Origin of the sequence: Hominisplanchenecus murintestinalis, assembly GCF_943193015.1 — a bacterium.
Lineage (GTDB): Bacteria > Bacillota > Clostridia > Lachnospirales > Lachnospiraceae > Hominisplanchenecus_A > Hominisplanchenecus_A murintestinalis.
This window is the reverse complement of sequence record NZ_CALPCM010000004.1, coordinates 1-21208: the sequence shown is the minus strand read 5'-3', so window position 1 is coordinate 21208 and position 21208 is coordinate 1. Positions and strand designations below refer to the sequence as shown.

Below are 21208 nucleotides of genomic sequence, written 5' to 3'. Positions count from 1 at the left end.
CGTTTGCCTTAAAACCTTATGAAATAAAATAGAGCCAATGAACTGTGATTTTATTTCACAAGTTCATCGGCTCTGCGTCTTTGCGTCTGGCTCTGCGATGACTGTCATCCTCAAATTTGTTACTTCAATCAATGTTTCCTGTCTGCACTTCGGACAATAGAGAGGATAGTTTTTTAAAATAGTGTCCTCTCTGATTTTGTTACGGGTTTTGTTTCCGCATATAGGACAATATACCCATTCTATTTTATGTAACACGACATATATCCTCCTCAAAGATTTATCAAATATACATATGCTTCCTCGTTATCAAAAGTAAAACTCCTACAATAATTTCCACCATTTTTCTCGATTGTTTTTATTGAAGCAGCATTATCCTTTTCAACTGATAACTGCAACTGTTTCAAACCGTATTTTCTCGCAACCAAACATATTTGTCTTAATATTTCAGTAGCGTACCCTTTTCTTCTTTCTGACGGTCTTACGCTATATCCACAATTACCAAAATCTTTTAGGAAATCATTTAATTGATACCTCAAATCAACAATGCCAACAATTTTATTATCTGACACCCTAACTGCAAAAAATGTATCTGTTAAAACCCAATTAGGGTCAACAGTCTCCGTACTTGCATTGGCAATGACTTTCTTAAACCATTCCTCATAAGAAGCAATCTTATCAAATAATTCACTCCCATTGATTATCTGTTCTCCAAAATCAAAATGCTCCTGCCGATATTCAAGCGCTTTATCTTTCAATCCTAAACTTGGCTTTACAAGCCGTATTTCTTCATATGCCATCATTCATTCCTCCACTTTATAAATTTTAATTTTTCAAACCATGATTTCCATACCATCATAAGCGAATAAAATATTATCAAGTTCTTTTTCAAGTTCCTTGTAATAACCATATGATTTTCCCCATATTTCATCAATATGTGTAACTATAATCTTCTTGATTCTATAATAGTTTTTCAGTTCTATAACCTCATCCAAAGTGAATATTTCATCTTTCAAAGGCGTATCCATAAGCTTCGTTCCATCATTTAATATTCCATCATCAGAAACCATGCTTATAATCAAAATATCTGCATCAAAATATAAGTCATTATGAGCAAAAGGTTTCGGATTGCAACAGGCATAGATAACCTTTTTTTCATGCTCTTTCAGAACATAAAAAGTGATGTTTCGGCTTGGGTTATTGTTGATTAAGTCTATATCAATATTATCTATTTTTATATGCGGTGTTTCATTAACAGAAATACAATGAAGAACGTCACCATAATATTTAAAGCAGTCACGGTTCATTTGGTTTATATCTCTAATGACCTCTGGAAGAGCATAAAAGCCAATAGGCATACTCGTTCCTTTAATAAAGTCGCAACCTATCTTTTCAACAATCCGAATACCCCTGACATGGTCTGGGTCACTATGGGAAATGGAAAGGTACTTCACTTCCGATATTCTTTGTCTGTTGCAGGCTACCGCAATATCTTCGGGTGTGTCTATCAACATTTTTATATCGTCAATATACAGGCTTGGTCCTAACCGTTCATACCTGCCGCCTTTTCGTCTGGCTTCTTCACAAATTTTACATTTACAAAATGAACTCGGAATAATTGACATGCCGCCGCTGCCAATAATTTTCAATTTCAAATCTTTCACACCGCCTTTCGCATGAATCGCAAGTAATCATAATGCGTTTTTATTCATTAAATATTTAAGCAATATCGCTATTACTGCCGCTTTTCACTAATATTTTTCTTATTTCTTTTATTATTCTGGAAGGTGTTTCTTTATCCATAGGCATAAGTTTACTGTACATCCTTACCCCTTGATACGAGAACACAATTAAATCAAATACCGCAGAAATATCCACTTCATTAAATTCATGCCTGTCCATCCCGTATTGTATTAACTTCTTCCATGTATTTGCTGAAATTAAATATTGTTCATATAGCGTATTGCTCTGATTTGCAATATCACGAATGCTAAAATACTCATATATTGCTATGCTTAATGAAGCTTGGCTGTCAAGCATTTCATTCTCATACTTGTTTAAAATTTCATCCAAAATAGTCACTGCCGAACAATTTTGTTCAATCCTTAAATCAATCTCATTATCCTGCTCACTTGTCATATCATCAATAATCTCTTGAAAGATTTGACGTGTGCTTTCGTAATGGCAATATAGCCCGCCTCTGCTTAATTTCGCCGCATCGCAGATATCCTTCATTGTAACTTGCTTAAAGCCTTTTTCTGCAAATAAAGAACATGCACATTTCTTTATATGTTTCCTTGTTTCCTTTCCTCTTTTATTCATAAGCAACCCTACTTTCCGACATATGTGTCTGAAATTATTATACGACACATGTGTCTGGAAGTCAATAAAAAGCGGCAAAGATTTCTCTCTACCGCCATCAACGTCTAACTATAAATAAATTCCTCGTTCACAATCTCCCTCGCACAAGCCCTTATGTTATTGAGATGTCCTGTCCATTCTAAGGCGTTTTCTGCCTTTATCTGTTCCGTTATGCCCTGTGCCTGTTTCATGCCCTCTATGAGCCTTTCAAAGCGTTCCTGCGCCTGCCTGTCGATGTCGGCAAGGTAAGTGTTGAGCCTGCCGCTTGTGAGAAGATTAGTGTATGTAACTTTGCGGTACTGCTTCAAATAGTCCAGATGCCGCTGTCCCCATGTGCCTATCGGCTGTTCTTCTTCGGCGGGTACAGTTAAGCACGGTATTAAATAATCTCCTTGCCGTTCGTATTTGCCGCCCAGTTCCCCAAAAATCGTCTTTGCCATTGTCTGTTACCTCCACATTCTTTTTTATTTTGAATGTCCGCAAAATCCGTCCTACATCTCCGGGCCGCCAGGGGCAGTCCAGATCATGTAAAGCGATGAGCCGATCCTGGACGTTCATCCCTGCGCCCATCTTAAACGTGCTGCCCATAAGCACACGCACCTGGCCGCTTCGCACTTTGGCAAACAGTTCCTTCTTGCGGGCTTCCGTATTTGCGTCATGAATAAAAGCGATCTCCGTTTCCGGTATTCCCCTGGCGATCAGTTTGTCGCGGATATCGTAGTAAATAGAAAAAGGCCGTTCCTCGTCTGCCGGTTCGGTCAAAGCTTCCAATGCGTGAAGCTCCGGGCTGTCCAGCGTTCCGGGAGACTTTGCCGCTTTCCGGCCTGTTGTTCCCTTCGGTGTGGAAATATCGCAAAACACAAGCTGGGTCAGTTTATCCGCCTTCCCGTCCTGCCAGATCTGCGTGATGTTCTCCACGCACTGGTTGACTTTGCTGCTTGGGTCATCCGGCAGAAGCGGGTTTAAGATACGCTGGTCAAGCCCCAGCTTGCGCCCGTCACTGGTGATCTTGAGCATATTGTCCTTCCAGGGTTCCACTTTACCGGAATGGACTTCTGCGGCCCGTTCGGAAAGCTCCTGCACCATGGCCTGCTGGTGTTCCGTAGGGTGGGCCACTTCGTTGTGGTATTCTACCTCCGGTGTAGGGAGATTTAACTGGTCGGCGGTCTTAATGTCAGCGGCCTCCTTCCAGATGGTCATAAGCTCCGGCAGATTGAAAAATTTGGCAAAGCGCGTCCTTGCACGGTAGCCGGTTCCCTCCGGGGCCAGCTCGATAGCGGTGGTCGTTTCCCCGAAAATGCTGGCCCAGTTGTCAAAGTGGGTCAGATTGTTCCTCTGCAGCATATCATGCTGGAGATAGCGCATCATGGTGTAAAGCTCGGTCATGGAATTGCTCACCGGCGTCCCGGTGGCAAATACCACGCCCTTTCCTCCAGTCAGCTCATCCAGATAGCGGCACTTTAAGAGCATATCCGAAGATTTCTGTGCCTCCGTAGTGGAAATGCCTGCCACATTCCGCATTTTTGTGTATAAAAAAAGGTTCTTATAGCCGTGCGCCTCGTCCACAAAAAGACGGTCAACGCCCAACTGTTCAAAGGTAACGACATCATCCTTCCTTTCATTCTTGTGCAGCTTATCCAGTCTGGCCTCTAAAGATTTCTTGGTCTTTTCAAGCTGCTTGATAGTAAAATTCTCTGCACGGCTGTTTTTCAGCTCTGCAAGCCCGTCCTCGATCTCCCAGATCTGTTCCTGCAAAAGCCGTTCCTGCCGTTCTGCCGATACCGGGATGCGCTCAAACTGGCTGTGGCCGATAATCACTGCATCATAATCGCCGGTGGAGATACGGGAGCAGAACTTTTTTCGGTTGCGGGTTTCAAAATCCTTTTTCGTTGCCACAAGGATATTGGCACTTGGGTAGAGCCGCAGAAATTCAGAGGCCCATTGTTCCGTTAAGTGGTTCGGCACCACAAAGAGGGATTTCTGGCACAGCCCCAGCCGCTTGCTTTCCATGGCGGCCGCCACCATTTCAAAGGTCTTGCCCGCACCCACTTCATGGGCTAAGAGCGTATTGCCGCCGTACAGCACATGGGCGATAGCGTTTAGCTGGTGGGGCCGCAGACTGATCTCCGGGTTGATGCCGCCGAAAGTGATATGGCTCCCATCATATTCCCGGAGCCGGTTGGCATTGAACAGCTCATTGTATTTCTGCACCAGCGTCTGCCTGCGGTATGGGTCGCGCCATATCCAGTCCCGGAATGCCTCCTTGATGGCCTGCTGTTTCTGCTGGGCCAGGGTGGTTTCTTTCTGGTTGAGGACGCGGCGTTCTTTTCCGTCCGGGTCATGCTCGGTATCATAAATCCGCACGTCCCGGAGGTTTAAGCTGTCCTCTAAGATACGGTAGGCATTGGCCCGCTCCGTCCCGTAAGTGGTGTAGGCAGCAATGTTGTTATAAGAGACCGCATTTTTTCCGGTGATGTTCCACTCGGCAGTAAAAGAGGAATAATTGACCTCAATGATACCTTTTAAGTTATAGGGTGTGTCCAAAAGCTCATACATAAATTCCTGAACATATTCCTTATCTACCCAGGTCGCACCCAGCCGCACGTCAATCTCCGAAGCATCCAGGTCTTTGGGCTGGGCCGCCTGCAGTGCCTCCGCATTTGTTTTAGCGGCGGTATAAAGAGGATCGTCCGGGGCAAGCCCTTCCATGATCCGCTGGTATTTATGGAGCTTCTCCCGCACATTTCCGGAAAGGAAATCATCGGCAGTACGGTAAGTATGGAATCCGCCCGGCCCAAGGGAAAAATCCAGGAATACCACGCCCTGCAGCTCGGAGGCCAGCGTCTGCTCGTCCTTTCCGGTAAGTGCAGACATATATTCCATATCTACACGGGCTTTCTCTGAAATCGAAACAGATAATGCTTCGCTGGCGGTGTCCACACTGGTAACGGCGGTATGCTGCTTGATGGTGCGCTTGGTGAACATATCCGCCTTGCGTTCAAAATGTCCTTCCTCGTCCAGCACTTCCAGGGAGCAGAGCAGATAGTAAGAGCTGTCATCGGCAAAAGCCAATGCGTTTCCCCTGCTGTTGATCAGGCCGTATTTCTCTGAAAAAGCGTCATAAAGCCGGTTTAATTCTGCCTGCTGGCGGAGGATGGCATCGTCCGTGTAATTGTCCATCTGGTAAGAAATCAGCCTTTGCACACAGTCCCGCAGCTCCACCAGGCCCTTTACACGTTCCGTGGCGGTAGCGTTCAAGTCAGGCTTTACCATGCGGCTGTTTTCCCGGAAATAAATCTCCCCGTCCACAATGGCATAGGAGAAATTCTTTACGCTGGGGTCGGCTGGGATGGAAGTGTCAATTTCTTCCCCTTCACGAAGCTCCTGCAGTTCAGTCTCCTGGTATTGGCCCCTGATATGGGAAAGCGCTTCATGGAGCTGTTCCGACAAAACGGCTCCTTCTATGGGATTGCATACTAATTGAGGCCCGAAAGGGCCGGTCACAATATCCATGTTCCCCAGCACCATTTCCGGGTGTTCCTGATAATAGCGGTTCAGGGTAACATGGTCGTGACGCGCCCGGCCATCGCTGCCTACAAATTCATTTTCCAGCAGCGTGTCGGTTTCCACCCATTCAGGCAGAGGCTCGCCGGGCATCCTGGGAACTTCCCTTTTTTGAAGAAAAACAATATCTACTGCAATATCTGTTCCGGCATTAGCGCGGAAGGTTGTGTTTGGCAATCGGACAGCCCCTAAAAGGTCACATCTCTGTGCCATATAACGCCGCGCCCGCGAATCTTTCTTATCCAGTGTGCCGCCGCTGATGCCGTTAGACGTGATAAAGGCAATCACGCCGCCAGTGCGGACTTTATCAATGGTTTTTGCAAAGAAATAATCGTGGATCAGGAAGTTTTCACGCTCATACTGTCGGTCAGACAGCTTATAATTTCCAAAGGGTACATTTCCCACGGCCAGATCAAAAAAGCCGTCCGGAAATTTTGTCTTTTCAAAGCCGCCTACTTCAATGTTTGCTTTTGGATAAAGCTGCCTGGCAATCCGCCCGCTGATAGAATCCAGTTCTACACCATAAAGGCGGGAGGCTGCCATACTTTCCGGCACAAGCCCGAAGAAGTTGCCGATGCCGCAGGAAGGTTCCAGAATATTCCCGGTAGTAAAGCCCATGCTTTCCACGGCTTCATAGATGGCCTTAATCACAGTCGGGGTTGTATAATGGGCATTTAAAGTAGATGACCGGGCTAATGCGTATTCTTCCGGAGACAGTGTGCTTTTCAGCTCATTATATTCTTTTGCCCAGGCGGTTTTCTTTTCGTCAAAGGCATCCGGCATACTTCCCCAGCCCACATAGCGGGATAAGATTTCCTGCTCGGCGGCGGTAGCACTGCGGCTTTCCGCTTCAATCGTCTGTAATGTATGGATTGCCTCCATATTCATGCGGAATTTCGTTCTTAGGTTTCCTTCCCCCAGGGCATCATCCGTGATATGGAAATTTTCAGAAGTCGGAACCGGCATTGCAGGCTCTGGTGGTGTATGCTCCGGTTCTTCGATGTGAAGCCGTTCCACTACAACATCATAGGGAAGGTTGTTTTTATCCCCCGGATAGACCGTCACAGGTTCCGCCGTGATCTCTGGCTGAAGCTGTTCCGGTATGTCTGTCCAGGATGGTTCCCGAATATCTGTCTGGAACAAGTGGGCATTGCGTTCATCCCGGCGCAGAAATTCCTCAAATTGTTCCCGGTTGACCGTCTCATGGCTCCATGCATATGGGCCGGTGTCAATCCGCACATCCGTTTCGCCAATATAGCCTATCGTGCCGAAAATTATCCGAAAAGGATAGGGAAGGATCACTTTATCCCCCACCTGATAGGACGGCTCCCCTTCCAGGCGGGTTTCCTCCCTCTGCACCGGCTCATGGAAAAATCCGTCAAGCTCCTGCTGATACAAAGCCCTAAGAACCGATGCGGTCTGCTCCCAGGAGGCAGAACGGCGGGAAGAAAACTTATCGTGTATCTCTATTTCTATGCCGGTGGTGGAAGTAAAGTAGTCCGCTGTTTCGCCGGTCACAAGCTCCATGGTCTCGGCACGCCCCGCAAAGACTTCGGAAAGCCTCTTTGCAATCCGGGTATTGCCTTCCCCGGAACGCAGCCAGCCGGAAATATAGTCTTTGTCCATGCTGGTAAACAAGCCGGAAGTCAGCACCTCCCGCAGATCATCATTGGTTTCTTTCAGGTTGGCAGGCAGAAATTCGGTGATTGCGCCGTTCCGGGAATCCCGCTGCAGCAGCCGCTCAAACTGTTCTTTTCCTTCTGCTCTGGAGACAGGGAAACGCTGGGAAGGGTCGCTTAAATGAATATCGAAAAGCCCAACCTCTGTGATCGTAAAAGGCGTGTCATCCAGATAGACCGTATCGCCTGCCTGATAAGCCGGGGCAAGGGGATCGCGGGCCGGAGTTTTTTGGCCTTCCGGTATTGTTTCTTTGATCTGTTCCCATTCCTCGTCTGTCACGGTAATGTCGATCTCATGGGTGGCTTCGTCATTCCCGACAGTAATGGTATCTCCTTCGCGGGTTATGGTCTGGCCGGACAGATCGGGCGGGGCCGTTTCCTGGCGTTCCAGCTCCCGCATAAATTCCGCAGCGGAGGCTTCATCATAAAACGTCCTGATCCAGTTGTTGTCCCCAAAGACATATTCCTGGGTTAAGTTATCCCAGATGGCAAAAGAGCCTTTGCCCGGTTCCAGATAGGAATCCTGGGTTTCGGTGACAAAGTAACGGTTTTCCCAATCCTGTCCGGGCTGTGCTTTTTCTTCCGGGGTGATAAAGCGTTCTTCCTTAATGAGTTGTGCAATCCTGCGCTGTACCTTGGGCCATGGCATATCCGTACCGGCTCCGGGAACCGGAAAAGTCGGAAGATCATCGCCGTATTCCTGTCTCAGCCATGCAGCGGTGTCCTTATCGCGGGCATGGGTTCTCATATAGTAGGCCACCGCTTGTTTGCTGGCAAGACTGCCGTTCCATTCCTGGAGGGCGGCGTCAATGGCCGCCTGCGGGTCGGAAGGAGGTAAGTTTTCCGGGATTGGAGCTGCTGGGGCCGGTGTCTGCTCTGTAGTTTCCGAAACAGGTTCCGGTTCCTCTGGTTCCGGGCCGGGTGCTTGCTCTGTTGCTTCCTGTGCCGGTTTTTCTGTCTCTGGTGGTGTTTTTCCGTTGTTTTCAGGCATAGAAAAAGCAGAGGGCGTTTTTACACTCTCTGCTTCGTCAATCGCGCTGATCTGTTCCTGTTCGGAAGGGAACAGCGGTAAAGTCAGTTGTATATAAGTTCCGTCAGAATCATTTCCTCGGCCTGTGCCTTGCAGTTGTTGGCCAGCCCCACCCACTTCATCGGGTCGGCTGCTTTCAGGCTTTCTGTCACGCCCGCCGTTTTCATCAGCTCCGGCATAAGCTGTTCCAGCCTCCGGTTCGCTACCGTGTCGATCTCTGCCAGATGCTCCGTCAGTTTCCCGGACAGCAGGAGATTGTTGTAAAGGATCGGGCGGTGTTCCTTCAGGTAAGTTTTGTGCATCCTGCCGTATTTGCCCAGAGGCTGCACCGTTTTCGTTTCCTCCAATACCAGGTTCGGAAACAGATAATCCCCGTTCTGTGTGTAAGTCAGCTCGCTCATTTGCCATGCTCCTTTCATATTCGTAGTGCTTGATGGTTACGCCAATCTGCCTAAGTACCTGTCCGCTCGACTGGCTGACCGCCGTGCCAAGCGCATTGACCACGGCGGGGGTATTGAAATCAAAGATACTTAAAAAATCCTCATGCTCAAAGTAGTTTTCCGGCTCCATGCCGCAGCGTGACATTAAGGAAAAGGTGATGCTGACCGTTGCCGCGCTCTTAAAAGCCACTTCAATGTTAAGGTCATCATACTCCTCCAAAAAACTGCCGTCAACGATGTCCATCAGGTCGCGCCGGTGTTCCTGCCAGTATTCGTTTGCAAGATGGGCAGCTACTTTTTCAAACTGGTCGGCAAGGCCCAAGGCACCGGAAATCCCGTAGGCTTGCTCCAGTGCCGCCGTGACCGGCGCTTCATGTTCCGGCTGGTACTGCCAGAGCTGGAGGCGGCGGGCGTTTTCACGTCCGCCGGTATCGGAAACATCAAATACATAACGCAGCCTTGGCCTGTCCCCGCTGTCATCAATAAGGGCGATCCCCTTGGAGCCGCGCCGCACATACCGCCGCATGGTCTTGTTCCAGAGGTCATAATCGGCACAGGCTGTGGCATCGGGCCGCTGGGCAAAGATCATGAGCTGCTCAGGGAAGGGATATTTATACAGGCGGGAGGCGGTAGTGAGAAACGCTGTCCACTGCTGAAAGCTGCTGGTCAGTCTGGACGCCTCATACTCGGCCATCGCCGTATAGTCTTGTAATTTACTCGCCATCTTCGTCCTCCTTATCATCAAAATCCGGGTACAGCTCCAGGGCTTCAAACTCCATATCGCCCATGAATGAAAGTTTTTCCAGTGTGGAATCCGTAAGGGCAAGAAGCTCTGCCTCATCCGGTTCCAGATAGCCGCGCATTTCTTTCAGTGCGTTTATAAGCCCCTCTCTTGTCCCGGTATTGTAAATACACATCAGGTTCATTTCGTCAAATGTAAAGTTTCCCATATCAGATCTCCCTTTCCGCGCTCTTTTTAGGCGCTGTCTTTTTATGCTCCTGTTTGGGCTGGCTTTTTAGTTTTTTCACAACAGATTTTTTCTTTTCCCGTTCTTCCCGGTGGGAGGCTTCGGCCAGGGCCATCAGGGAAATCGGCTGGCCGGAGCGGGCCTGCTGTTCCAGCTCGGCAACCGTAGGCTCTTTGGGGCCGTTGTTGATGATCCCGTCAATCATCCCATAATCGTCCTCAACCTGCATTTCCGCATTTTTTAACGGATTGTCCCGCGCCAGAAATCCGGACACCTCCTGAAAACCGAAACTGTCACAGTAGTGGCAGGATAACACGCCGTTCTGCTTTACGGCAACGATGTCGCTGACACTTAAAGACGGGCTGTGATAGTCTGCCGGATGAAAATTATTAAACAGATCATACAAAGATTCCAGTTGCCGAGTTGTGCTGCCGCTGTTGTCTCTGGAAAGATTGCCAGTATAGATCAGGTCATAATTCGCATGGTCAGGGGCCAGCCCTTTCGATTGCAGCCAGTCCAGATTCATAAAACGCAGCCTCTGCGGGTCATCATCCTTGATTTGAAAAATTGCAAAACAGTCCCCACCATGTTCCAGGAAAGCCGCCTCCCGTTCCTCCTGATGGTTCAGCCGGTCTTGTATCTGGTGGTCAAACTCTTTGCTCTGTTCCCATTCCTCGCGGGGAATCGTGAACACAGCGTCAAGAGGCCGCTCGTCCAAATCTTCCCGGTCAAAAACCATTTCCGCGCTGCCTCCGTCCACAATGGCATAGATGGTAAAATCCCGCTCCAGAAGCTCCGCCGCCCGATCTTTGGAGAGGGGCAGCATATCCCCGTCCAGATAGCCGTAGTCCTTTTCCAGTTCTTCCACGGTAAAGCCGGAATCCGGCATCGGGTATTGATCTAACACGGTATTCCCAACTACAGGATTTTCATGGTCAAAATGCTCCTGCCGTTCCTGAACCGCCTCCTGCGTAGCGTTCAATGCCGCCTCCTGCAATGTATCAATCATAGCAAGGGGCGCAAGCTTAATCGAATCAGAACCGAGGCCGTGCATTTCACTGATACGGAGAACAGCCGTGGAGAGCATGATGTCCGGCGCGTCAAGCTGTCCTCCGTCCAGTTCCTTTAATGTCTCCACGTCATAGAGCGTATAGTCCCAGCCGTTTTCGCTGGACTGGATATGGAGATAAACAGAATCGTCCAGGACACAGAGCTTTTCTTCCGGCATAAAAACGGATTCCGAAGGGAGCAGGCCGCTTTCCGCGATCTGCCCGCGGGTGAGCGGCTGGGGGTATTCGATAAAGCCGTAGGCCCGGACAGCTCCGTTTTCATATTCGGTGATCCGGGGTTCTTCCTGGATATGTACCCCTTCCATCTGCGGATATGTACCGTTATCCAAAGCGTCCTGGGTGATATAGTAGCGGTAGGGTGTTTCTACCGGCTCTGCCTGGGGAATTTCCGGTTCCGGCTGTTTTACCGGCTCCTGCCGAAGCACTTCCACCTCCGGCATGGCGGCGATCAGGTCATCCATGGCTTTCTGTACCAGAGGATTATCGCGGAAGTCATCAATCATGTTGATGATGTCCACATCAATCGTGTTCCCTTCCAGAATAGGAAAGGAGGTTCCGCCGTAGAGACTTCCATCCTCCGGCAGCTCAAAACCGATTCCCCTGATTCCGTTCATGCGCTCGGCAGGAATAGCGTGATAGAGCCGGATTGCGTCGGCCAGAGAGAGATTCTCATGGTGTTCACCAAGATCGGGAAACTCCATGCACTCCGCCACATAATAGCGCAGTGGCTCCGGCTGGGACGGCTCTGCGGCATCCGGAATTTTCTCCGTCTTTTCTTCCTGCGTCTGCTTTTCCGGAACCGGCGCAGATACGGTTTTTTCTGTTGCTTTTTCCGGCTCCGTTACGTCCTGTGCCATATGCTCCGGCTGTACAGACAGGTCAATGCCGCGTTCCTTACAGATTTCCGCAAAATGCGTATCAATGTCGCGGATCAGGCTGCTGGCAGTCTTATTGATGGTGTCCAGGCTGGCCTTTAACTCCGGCAGCTCCTTTCCTTTGCTCCAGGAGGCGATATATCCGAAACTGTTATCCCCGGTTTCAATGCCGTAATACTGGCAGACCGAGTACGATACGCTCTCTGCCTCGACTTCCTCCGTGCGCCGGTCTTTCGGTTTTGGCGGTTCCTTCGTTTCATCCTCTTTGGCGGCGGCAAGGCGTTCCTTCTCATAATTGTGGAGCTTGGCATGGGTGATCTCATGGACAGCGGCAGATACGGTCTGCACCTCGCTCATGCCTGACCGGATGGTAATGCTCTGTGTGTCGGCACTAAAAAAACCGTCTGCATTGTCCCGGATGGGAGCCATGGTCATGGGAACCGGGGAGGAACGTCTAAGGGCCTCCATGAAAATCTCATAATTCTGTACATTTCCTTTTAAGTCGCTGGCAAGCTGGGGGAGCGGTTTTCCCTCGGTCTGCGATACGTCAAAAACAGATACCACCTTGAACATGGGAATCTGTATCTCTTTTTCCTCCAGGATAGCTTTTCCGTCCTTATCCAGCACCGGAGCTTTCGTGTCGGGGTCTCGCTTGATTTCTTCTATCTTTTTCTTGAACGGGGTCGGGGCTATGATCTTGATGCTCCGTTCCCCCTTTTTTACATGGCGGCCAAACTGGTCTTTCCATTTATTAAATCCAGCCACATGGCTGGCATGGGGCATCTGCATATGGATCAGCATGATATTGTTGGTGGAATAGTTGTGGAACCGCGACATGGTACGGAGATAATTCATGTATTTTTCGCTTTCAAACAGTTCCTTGATCCCCTGCTCAATGCCGGCAGTGATTTCCTGCAGCCGTTCCTTGTTGCTTTGCTTCTTGTCTGCCATACTTACAACTCCTTTCCTGATTCAAAAATGGGGTATGGGGTTCCAAAGAAAAAACGCCCCGGCACAGAAAGAAGATTCCTGTACCGGGGCGCGGCTCATTTTATTTTTTGGAGCTTGCGCCCCTGTCCGGGGGCCTGATACCCGCCGTCTTTGCCCGTTCCCTGGCAGCAGCGCGGCGCTGTTCGCTGTACGGCTCCCGGATCAGGACACAGGCTTTTGGCACGGTGTAGGTATTCTCCCGTTCCTGCCGTACCTGCTCCGGATATTTTTCTTTCAGCCGGGCCAGCTTCTTTAACAGCTTTGGGTCATGGGTGTAGACGCTGGCAGTTTGTTCGGCCTGGTTATAGCCTATAATTGTCTCCTGTTCATACCTGGACAGTCTCAACGTGCCGCGTACTTTATTCTGCATGGTGATCTGCTTCCTTTCCCGAAAAGCGTCAGCGGGCCTCGCTGCCCTTGGGCCGTTCTGCCTTGATAGATTGCTGGCAGGTTTTCTGCCTGTTGGCTTTGAGTTGTTCCAGGTTGATTTTGATCTGTTTCAAAACAGAGGGCTTTTTATCAGTGGTAGCATCTTTCGTGTCATGGCCGGTCTGCGGCAGCGCCTCCTTACCTGATTTCTCAATCTCTTTATTCGCCAGATGGTTCATAGCCAGCGTTTCAAGATTATAACAAGGCCAGTTGTCCACGATGAATTTCAGGGGATTTTCCATGCGGAGCAAAAGTTCTGCTTCACGCTGTTCAAATTCACCAGAATGGTATCTTATGAAGTCGTATATTTCCCGCATATCGGTAACTTCTTTCATATCAGCGATCTCAGCTTTATCCACACCTGCCAGAGCTGCATCGAAGTCGGCCATATTTTTATCCAACAGATTGTACAGTGCCTGAACCGCTTCTTCCTTTTGCCGGACGGAATCAGTCAGATCTGCCGGGGATTGCTTTGCATCATAGTCCATAAGGCCGCCTCATTTCCGATATTTTGGGGAAATCCATGCCGGTGTCGGCAAATATCACACTGTCAATGAAATATGGCATTTTTTCCGCTTCACTCACTTTTGTTTCCCTCCTTCAAATTCCAGCTTAAAATTCACAAACTGGCCTCCATCATCGTCAAGAACTACCACTGCATCATAGGTCTTTCCGGTCTTTTCTGAATAGCAGCCGGGCAGTTTCGCACGTCCGTCCTTCAAGAGTGCAGAGACCAGCTCCGGGGTCAGTTTCTTTTTCTTGGCAGTAAAAAAGCGGCTTTCTTTCCAGAGGGCAAAACCGCAGCTTTTGTTATCACACACAAAGCCTTTTTTAATCTCCACCACAGAGCCGCCGCAACGGGGGCATCTGCCTATGCTTTCCCGGCTGCTGGGAAACAGGCTGGCCGCATCTTTTACTACTTCATGATTCCTGGCCAGCTCCTTTAATATGGCAGTAATCTGTTCCAGAAATGCCTCTGGCGTGGTGGTGCCTTTTTCGATCTCCTTTAATTGATGCTCCCATTCCGCAGTCATGGAAGGGGACTGGATCGGCTCCGGCAGAATGGAGATCAGGGCCATTCCCTCCTGGGTCGGCATCAGATGGACAGCCTTTTTTACCTTTTTCCGTTCGACAAAGCCCACCTTAATGAGCTTTTCCAGAATCCCGGCGCGGGTAGCCGGTGTCCCCAGGCCCTTCCGCTCTGCGTCCTCCGGCATCTCACCGGCTCCGGCTGTCTCCATGGAAGAAAGCAGTGTGTCCTCCGTAAAATGTCCCGGAGGGCTTGTTTTCCCTTCTTTGACAGAGGCTGAAATTACTTCCAGCTCCTGGCTTTCCTCCAAAAGCGGCAGGGCCTTGGCTTCTTTTTCTCGGTCAGTGTCCGGCTTGTTTTTCAGTGTGTCCCGGTAGCGTCCGTCCAGCTCCTTCCAGCCGGGGTGCAGTACTGCCCGGCCTTTGGCCTTGAAAGGATACCCGGCACATTCCATGAGGACGGCAGTTTCTGCGAAAGTATAGGGCTGACCCACCGCGCATAATAGCCTTGCGGCGATAAGATGCAAAAGGGAACGCTCCCCGGCAGGCAGGGAGGACAGATCAGCGTCTTTGATTCCCTGGGTGGGGATAATCGCATGATGGTCGCTTACCTTGCTGTCATTGATAACCTGGCCGGAATTACAGCTTATGGGTACGCCGGAGGCAAAGGGCATTGCCGTGGCAGCCACATTCACCAGAACCGGAAGGCTGTCTGCCATATCGGAAGTCAGGTAGCGGCTGTCTGTCCGGGGGTAGGTGGTGAGCTTTTTTTCATATAAGGACTGTAAATAATCAAGGGTCTGCTGGGCGGTAAATCCCAGCAGCCGGTTGGCCTCCCGCTGAAGGGTAGTCAGGTCATAGAGTGCAGGAGGCTTTTCTGTCTTTTCTTTGCGTTCCACTGTTTTCACGGTGGACGCCTCCGCAGCGGCGCAAGCCTCCATAACATTTTTTGCCTGGGTTTCGTCCTCCAGCCGTTCCCCAGAGGCATGAAAACCGGGAAGGGCCAGCGCTACCGTATAAAACAGAACCGGCTGAAATGCGGCGATCTCTGTCTCGCGCTTTACGATCAGGGCCAGTGTCGGGGTCATTACCCGCCCAATGTTCAGGGTGCGGTTATAGAGGCAGGAAAACAGCCGGGTCGCATTGATCCCTACCAGCCAGTCGGCCCTTGCCCGGCACAAGGCGGCCTGATAGAGATTATCGTAGTCCGCAGAGGGCCGCAGATGTGCGAAACCTTCCCGGATAGCGGAATCTTCCATAGAGGAAATCCAGAGCCGTTCCATTTTCTTTTTGCACCGGGCCTGTGTATAGACCAGCCGGAAGATCAGTTCCCCTTCCCGGCCCGCGTCACAGGCACAGACCAGTTTCTCCACATCGTTCCGGCTCATAAGCTGTTTTAAAATTTCAAACTGTTTCTTTGTGCCGGGGGATACGGTATATTTCCATTTCTCCGGCAGGATGGGAAGATCGGAGACTGCCCATTTCGCATACTGTTCTCCATAGGCGGAGGCATCGGCCAGCTCCACCAGATGCCCCACGCACCAGGAAACGAGATAGCCGCCTCCCTCCAGATAACCGTCTTTCCGGTTTCCGGCCCCTAAGACTGTGGCGATAGATTTTGCAACAGAAGGTTTCTCTGCAATCACAAGTATTTGGTTCATTCGGTTTCTCCTTTCAATTTTTTGCGGATGATCAGGTCGCGGCGGCAGATGCCGTTACAGCCCCTGCCATAGCTGGGACACCCATAGCAGCGGTGGTTTTTCGGCAGGGTTTTAGGGCGGGTATCGCGCCCGCCCACCGGCTTCTGCTGCATCAGCCGTTCCAGGGGATTGTCAGTGAAATAGGTCATTCATCCTCGCTTTCCGCGTCATCCTCATAGCCGGTATCAGATTCCCCGCTATCGTCTGGCGCTTCGTCCTCGTCATCCTCGTCCTCAAACTCATAATCGTCCAGGTCGGCAGAGGGTTTGGCTGCTTTCTTGTTCTTTACAAATTTGAGATAGGCATAGGCCCCGCCGCCTCCGGCCAGGGCAAGTAAGAGCAGAACTGCCAGGATGCCTTTGGCATTGCCGGACTTTTTGGGTTCCGGCTCCGGTTCTTTTTCTTCCTCCGGTTCCTCGGTCGGTTCCGGCTGCACTTCACGCCCGGCGCACTCGGTCATGTTGGCGGAGCAGACGGGGCAATTCATGTTGACCGCACCTGCGGCGCAGCGTTCCGTGCAGACACAGGCTACCGGCTTTTCCTCACTTTCCTCCGCCAGTGCCGCCAGATCGTCCGTATCTACCGGATTCAGGAAATAAGTTTTATACTGTTCCTCATCCTCGTTCACCGGCGCATCATAGTCGATTACCAGATAAAAGACATTGCCCGCCCTGTCCTCAATGGTCAGGAATTGCTTATTGGTGGCTTTGTCATAGAGCAGATCGCGGGTCACGATGTCCGTATCTTCGGATAATGGTTCTCCCGGCTCTATGGTCGGTTCCGTTTCTTCCGGGAGCGTTTCTTCTTCCTCTGGCCCGCCGCCGGCATAGGCGGTCATGGAAAAAGCGGTGAAGCTAAGCATCACCGCCAGAAATACCGTTAAGATATGAAATTTAGTTTTCTTCATGTTCAGGTTCCTCCATTTCTCCCCGCAGGGCAGCGGCGGGGTTCGCTTTCATGGTCTGGATCAGTGCGGCAAGCTGGGTGATATTTAAGTTGTGGCTATGCACCAGTTCCAGAATGTCATTGTTTTCAAGCTCCGTGATCTGCCGCTCAATCTCTTTGTTGCGGCTTACAAGCTCGGATATTTTTGCCTTGTTCTTATCCAGATCAGCCCGGAGCTTTTTGATTTTTGCGTTCATTGTGGTAAATCCCTCCTGTTATTTTTCCATGTTCATGCCTGGGGACTTCCTCCCTTTCTCCTTTTCAGGAAGGTTCCTCGTTGCTGCCTTTGCCTTCATTTCCGCGAGATTCTTTTTCACAGATACCCGCTCTGTGGCAGTCTCAGATTTGGCCGCGGCCTGTCTCTCCGGCGAAAAAGCCTCCTTCTCCTGTGCATCAAACAGTGCCTGCAGGCGGTTCTCTGCCGCCGCAAGTGAATCGTTCAGGCTGTCTATATTCTCCTGTATGCGGTCAGAGGCGTCACTTGCGCCGCCGGTTTCCAGCATAAAGCGTTCCAGCCTGTCCTTTTCACTGTCAATCTGCTGTGTCAGTTTTTCACATTCCGCCATAAGGCTTCCGATTGTCTCAGTTGAGAATTGATTTTCTGATATTTCTTGTGTTTGTGCCATCTTCATCCTCCTTCATTACACTTGGCCACTTCTTTCTCTTTCCAATCGCGGCAGGATTATTTCCCTCACATAATCAGGGTTGATTTCTGCCGCAATAAAATCTCGTTTGTTTTTCATACATGAAATGATTTCACTGCCTGATCCCGCAAATGGGATGACTACCAAATCCCCAGGATTGCTGCTGGCAAACAAAATGCGCTCGGCCAGCTTTTCCGGCTTCTGGGTAGGATGACCGGTTGATTCTTTGTAATTGGGCATGATCCGGGGAAATTCCCACACATTTCCACAGGTTTTCCCCTTCGGGTTCTTCCTCTTATCCTTTTCCCATCCACTATGATAGGGAATACGGATTCTGTCATGATGGATTTCATGCAGCGGGTTACTGTAAAACCACATAAACTCCGTTTCGTGCCGGTAAAATGCTTTCCCTGGCCGCCCGGTTGCAAAATTCCAGACAATCAGATTGCGTTTTATCCAGCCAAACTCATCGAATATATGGACAGAAAGTTTGTCAATCATCTGGCAGCTCCCCCAGCAATAAAAAGCTCCGGTAGGTTTTAAAATTCTGTAACATTCAGCTACCCATGCGAAACACCATTCCAGATATTGCGGGATAGAATCAAAGGCAAAATCAAAAGAGCCTTTCATGTGGTAATAAGGCGGATCTGCAATAATCAAATCCACACTCCCGGCCGGAAGAGATTGCAATACTTTCATACAGTCCATTTCATAAATCTGATTTCTTTTTATGTCCATAGATCGCCTTTCATGGCAGCCTTGCAAATGTGTAGAAATGCTGCTGCCAATACGGTGTATTGATTGAGGCGTAAGAGATCGGAGAACCGCAGTGGATCATCATCCCGTTGCCTACATAGATGCCTACATGGGAGGCACCGCTGGTGTTATAGGTTCCCTGAAAAAAGATCAGGTCGCCGGGTTTTGCATTGGAGCTGGACACCGGCGTACATAAGCCAAGCAGCCCGTTGGCGGTCTGCCGTCCCACGTTCCAGCCGGAATGATTGATCACCCAGCTTACGAACCCGGAGCAGTCAAAAGAAGTGCTGGGATTGGAGCCTCCCCACACATAGGGATAACCCAGGTATTTTTCGGCCTCCCGGAGCATGGCGGCAAACTGTTCATCCTCCAAAGCCTCCGGCGGCACACCATAGTCCAGATAATCCTCCCTGCCCGATGCATTGGGGTATTCTCCCTGTGGGAACAGGTCTGGCCGGTTGCCCAGCGTTGCCATATACACCGCATACATACTGACCTGATCCTCATTCATGAGATAGACCGGCAGATGGGACAGGTCAAAGTTGGTGAGTGTTACATAGCAGATGTAATAGTCATAAGCTACTTCCACTTCGTACTCGTATTCCTCCGTGGTGGTTTCGCCGGTTTCCGGGTCGGTATGGGTACGGGTTCCCGTCCTTGTTTCCGTCCGGTAGCGGGTTTCCACCTCCACCGTCTCGGTGAGCGTATATTGCCGGTCAAAGAATAAGGAGAGGGTTCCCTGTACTTCGGAACGTGTCCATTCACCCTGATGATAGGCAGTAAGGAATGAGATCAGCACATAAGGGTCATGCCCGATCTCGTCCAGCTCATAGTGATATTCGTCATAGCCGCTGTGCAGAGTTTCGTAATGGTCAAGCTCGTACTGAAGGTCTGCTTCTAATGCGGCATAGTCGGCCTCCGCGCCCAGCATATCCGCGTCCTGGTTGGGATAGGTGGAACCGGTCACACTGGACATCCCGCCCTGGAACAGCATGGAGAAGGAGGAAAGGCCGTTCATAAAGACACACACCACCAGAAACAGTGCAATGACCACCAGAAATCCCTTGCGGTGACGCCAGGCAAATTCTGCGGCCTGCCTGGTTTCCTGTGCAGCTTTTTTCGCCGCTTTTGCCGTGTTTTCGGCTGCTTTTGCGGTCTGCCCGGCACTTTTCCCTGCCCTGGCAGCGGCATACTGTTTTTTAATGGCCTGTTTTTGCTGCCACCGGGAGAGGGGATTGCTTGCAAGCTGGGGATTCTCTGCCAGGCTCTTATGGTACAGTGCCTTAATATTCGCCTTTTCCAGCCGCTTCTCGGCCCTGGCAGCGGCCCGGTAGGGTTTCAGCTTGTGGGAATGGTATGCGCTTTCTGCTATGCGTCCGCCTGTCTCCGCAGCTTCTTCTACCTTGTGGGCGCTTTCCACGCCTACATTGTCCCCCTCGGCCTCCCCGATCTTTTTATGTACCTGGCCGGAGACCGCCAGCCCCGGAACCGCCGCAGCTCCATGACGCAAACGGGACGCAGGGGCTTTCTTTTCTACTTCTTCAAAATGCAGGCGCACCGTCTTTTTCCCGGTTGCCGGGTCGATGGTGCGCCGCTGTACCTGTTTCTTTTTCTTCGGGATTTTCTCCCGTGCCGCCTCCGCTTTATCTGCCGCTTTCTCTGCATGGCGGATATGCTCCTTTAACCGGGAATCCTCCAGCTCGGCATCAGTAAATTGGAGCCGGGGGTTTTTCACTTTCATAGGCATTTCCTCCTTTCCTATGAGTGGCTGCATCAATCCGTCTCCGGGCTATTTCAAAATATCCGCGGTTGATCTCCGCGCCAAAGTAGTTTCTGTTACACATAATCGCTGCTACTGCGGTACTTCCGGTTCCCATAAAGCCATCAAATATCAGTTCTCCGGGCTGGCTGGAAATCTGGATCAGCCAGGACAGAAATTCCGCATTTTTAATGGTCGGATGGTAAATCTGGTGTTTTTTCTGCCAAACGGAATTGTAAGTTGCCTTGGGGTATTCCTTCCCAAACCAGCAGGAATTGAACCGGGTTTTGTATTTCTTGCTAAGTTCCCGGCCAGCATTAAACCGGGTTCCCTCCTTTTTCTTGTTCTGTAGCAGCGTGGTATGGTTGAATATCCGCCTTCCTTTCTGACAGAACACGATCCACTCCGCATTGTTGGCATAGCTGCCCTGCAGATCGCCAATCCCGCCAATCGTGCCTTTTTCCACCACCAGGCAATTCTTTATGGAAAAGCCTGCCTGCATCAAGCAGTCATAATGATATGGATAGCAGTCAAAGCGGGTAAAGAAATAAGCATGAGCATTATCCTGTAAAATCCGGTAACTTTCCCTGGCGAACCGTTCATAGTCAATGCCGCTGTCACCGTCTATCGGCGGGTGCTGACATTTCGTGAAATTATTCTGGTAACGGATGCCATAGGGCGGGTCGGTCAAAATCAGAGAAACACAGCCATCAGGAAGTTGGGGGAACAGCTCCATACAGTCCATGCAATAGAGCTGGTTGCTGATAACTTCCATCTATCCCTCCCTATTTAGTCAAGTCTTTTTTCCTTATTTTTCAAGGATTTTTTAGTTACATATCTCAGATGAATGAGCCAGGATGATGGACATTTCTCTGTATCTGGTACGAAAATAGAGGTGTTTGGGTATACGAAGTAGAACGTCTTCTCTTTCCGCTCTACATGGCCTTGTGTATGCCCCTCCTTCTACGGCAG

At 50.0% G+C, this 21208-nt stretch carries 18 protein-coding genes; all 18 read right to left on the bottom strand.

The genetic code is table 11. The annotated features are described in order from the left end of the window. Window positions 1–63: 63 nt before the first annotated feature. The gene (locus NFR99_RS02605) at window positions 64–255 is read right to left on the bottom strand and encodes a cysteine-rich KTR domain-containing protein (RefSeq protein ID WP_120439289.1); all 192 of its coding nucleotides are present in this window, start codon (window positions 253–255) and stop codon (window positions 64–66) included. 14 nt (window positions 256–269) lie between these two features. Next, window positions 270–800 (bottom strand): GNAT family N-acetyltransferase, encoded by a 531-nt coding sequence (locus tag NFR99_RS02600; RefSeq protein ID WP_251352576.1) that lies wholly within the window; start codon window positions 798–800, stop codon window positions 270–272. A gap of 30 nt (window positions 801–830) precedes the next feature. Continuing rightward, a complete protein-coding gene (locus NFR99_RS02595) occupies window positions 831–1652 on the bottom strand; it encodes an MBL fold metallo-hydrolase (RefSeq protein WP_251352568.1) in 822 nt (273 codons plus the stop codon). 64 nt (window positions 1653–1716) lie between these two features. Further along, on the bottom strand, window positions 1717–2319 hold the full coding sequence (locus tag NFR99_RS02590; protein ID WP_251352566.1) for a TetR/AcrR family transcriptional regulator: 603 nt from the start codon (window positions 2317–2319) through the stop codon (window positions 1717–1719). 104 nt (window positions 2320–2423) lie between these two features. Next, window positions 2424–2738 (bottom strand): TnpV protein, encoded by a 315-nt coding sequence (locus NFR99_RS02585; protein WP_251352700.1) that lies wholly within the window; start codon window positions 2736–2738, stop codon window positions 2424–2426. Then, window positions 2635–9795, bottom strand: coding sequence for an SNF2-related protein (locus NFR99_RS15525; protein ID WP_465221054.1), 7161 nt, complete (start codon window positions 9793–9795; stop codon window positions 2635–2637). The genes NFR99_RS02585 and NFR99_RS15525 overlap by 104 nt, the downstream gene beginning before the upstream one ends. Then, window positions 9785–10021 (bottom strand): transposon-transfer assisting family protein, encoded by a 237-nt coding sequence (locus tag NFR99_RS02565; protein ID WP_251352561.1) that lies wholly within the window; start codon window positions 10019–10021, stop codon window positions 9785–9787. The genes NFR99_RS15525 and NFR99_RS02565 overlap by 11 nt, the downstream gene beginning before the upstream one ends. A gap of 1 nt (window position 10022) precedes the next feature. Next, the gene (locus NFR99_RS02560; RefSeq protein ID WP_251352559.1) at window positions 10023–12935 is read right to left on the bottom strand and encodes a YodL domain-containing protein; all 2913 of its coding nucleotides are present in this window, start codon (window positions 12933–12935) and stop codon (window positions 10023–10025) included. A gap of 100 nt (window positions 12936–13035) precedes the next feature. Next, window positions 13036–13320 (bottom strand): immunoglobulin, encoded by a 285-nt coding sequence (locus NFR99_RS02555; protein WP_251352696.1) that lies wholly within the window; start codon window positions 13318–13320, stop codon window positions 13036–13038. Window positions 13321–13372: 52 nt separating this feature from the next. After that, the gene (locus NFR99_RS02550) at window positions 13373–13891 is read right to left on the bottom strand and encodes a hypothetical protein (protein WP_251352557.1); all 519 of its coding nucleotides are present in this window, start codon (window positions 13889–13891) and stop codon (window positions 13373–13375) included. Window positions 13892–13984: 93 nt separating this feature from the next. Continuing rightward, entirely contained in the window at window positions 13985–16093 is a 2109-nt protein-coding gene (locus NFR99_RS02545; RefSeq protein WP_251352555.1) for a type IA DNA topoisomerase, read from the bottom strand. Then, window positions 16090–16281, bottom strand: coding sequence for a hypothetical protein (locus NFR99_RS02540; protein ID WP_251352553.1), 192 nt, complete (start codon window positions 16279–16281; stop codon window positions 16090–16092). The genes NFR99_RS02545 and NFR99_RS02540 overlap by 4 nt, the downstream gene beginning before the upstream one ends. Further along, window positions 16278–17039 carry a DUF4366 domain-containing protein gene (locus NFR99_RS02535; protein ID WP_251352552.1) on the bottom strand — a complete coding sequence of 254 codons (762 nt, stop codon included), beginning with the start codon at window positions 17037–17039 and terminating at the stop codon, window positions 16278–16280. The genes NFR99_RS02540 and NFR99_RS02535 overlap by 4 nt, the downstream gene beginning before the upstream one ends. Then, window positions 17026–17274, bottom strand: a complete 249-nt coding sequence (locus NFR99_RS02530) for a DUF4315 family protein (RefSeq protein WP_251352550.1) — start codon at window positions 17272–17274, stop codon at window positions 17026–17028. Before NFR99_RS02530 ends, NFR99_RS02535 begins: the two co-directional genes overlap by 14 nt. 18 nt (window positions 17275–17292) lie before the next feature. After that, window positions 17293–17703: a hypothetical protein gene (locus tag NFR99_RS02525; RefSeq protein WP_251352549.1), complete on the bottom strand. Its 411-nt coding sequence runs from the start codon at window positions 17701–17703 to the stop codon at window positions 17293–17295. Window positions 17704–17718: 15 nt separating this feature from the next. Beyond that, window positions 17719–18459: a DNA-methyltransferase gene (locus NFR99_RS02520; RefSeq protein ID WP_251352547.1), complete on the bottom strand. Its 741-nt coding sequence runs from the start codon at window positions 18457–18459 to the stop codon at window positions 17719–17721. A gap of 10 nt (window positions 18460–18469) precedes the next feature. Then, a complete protein-coding gene (locus NFR99_RS02515) occupies window positions 18470–20218 on the bottom strand; it encodes a C40 family peptidase (protein ID WP_251352546.1) in 1749 nt (582 codons plus the stop codon). Next, entirely contained in the window at window positions 20184–21011 is an 828-nt protein-coding gene (locus tag NFR99_RS02510; RefSeq protein WP_251352544.1) for a DNA-methyltransferase, read from the bottom strand. Before NFR99_RS02510 ends, NFR99_RS02515 begins: the two co-directional genes overlap by 35 nt. Window positions 21012–21208 lie beyond the last annotated feature (197 nt).

Bases quoted from the DNA above. Each gene is read 5' to 3' on its own strand.
- NFR99_RS02560 (WP_251352559.1), bottom strand. From the start codon at position 12,935: ATGGCAGACAAGAAGCAAAGCAACAAGGAACGGCTGCAGGAAATCACT.
- NFR99_RS02545 (WP_251352555.1), bottom strand. From the start codon at position 16,093: ATGAACCAAATACTTGTGATTGCAGAGAAACCTTCTGTTGCAAAATCT.
- NFR99_RS02600 (WP_251352576.1), bottom strand. From the start codon at position 800: ATGATGGCATATGAAGAAATACGGCTTGTAAAGCCAAGTTTAGGATTG.
- NFR99_RS02525 (WP_251352549.1), bottom strand. From the start codon at position 17,703: ATGGCACAAACACAAGAAATATCAGAAAATCAATTCTCAACTGAGACA.
- NFR99_RS02565 (WP_251352561.1), bottom strand. From the start codon at position 10,021: ATGGGAAACTTTACATTTGACGAAATGAACCTGATGTGTATTTACAAT.
- NFR99_RS02530 (WP_251352550.1), bottom strand. From the start codon at position 17,274: ATGAACGCAAAAATCAAAAAGCTCCGGGCTGATCTGGATAAGAACAAG.
- NFR99_RS02510 (WP_251352544.1), bottom strand. From the start codon at position 21,011: ATGGAAGTTATCAGCAACCAGCTCTATTGCATGGACTGTATGGAGCTG.
- NFR99_RS02515 (WP_251352546.1), bottom strand. From the start codon at position 20,218: ATGAAAGTGAAAAACCCCCGGCTCCAATTTACTGATGCCGAGCTGGAG.
- NFR99_RS02550 (WP_251352557.1), bottom strand. From the start codon at position 13,891: ATGGACTATGATGCAAAGCAATCCCCGGCAGATCTGACTGATTCCGTC.
- NFR99_RS02590 (WP_251352566.1), bottom strand. From the start codon at position 2,319: ATGAATAAAAGAGGAAAGGAAACAAGGAAACATATAAAGAAATGTGCA.
- NFR99_RS15525 (WP_465221054.1), bottom strand. From the start codon at position 9,795: ATGGCGAGTAAATTACAAGACTATACGGCGATGGCCGAGTATGAGGCG.
- NFR99_RS02540 (WP_251352553.1), bottom strand. From the start codon at position 16,281: ATGACCTATTTCACTGACAATCCCCTGGAACGGCTGATGCAGCAGAAG.
- NFR99_RS02520 (WP_251352547.1), bottom strand. From the start codon at position 18,459: ATGGACATAAAAAGAAATCAGATTTATGAAATGGACTGTATGAAAGTA.
- NFR99_RS02535 (WP_251352552.1), bottom strand. From the start codon at position 17,039: ATGAAGAAAACTAAATTTCATATCTTAACGGTATTTCTGGCGGTGATG.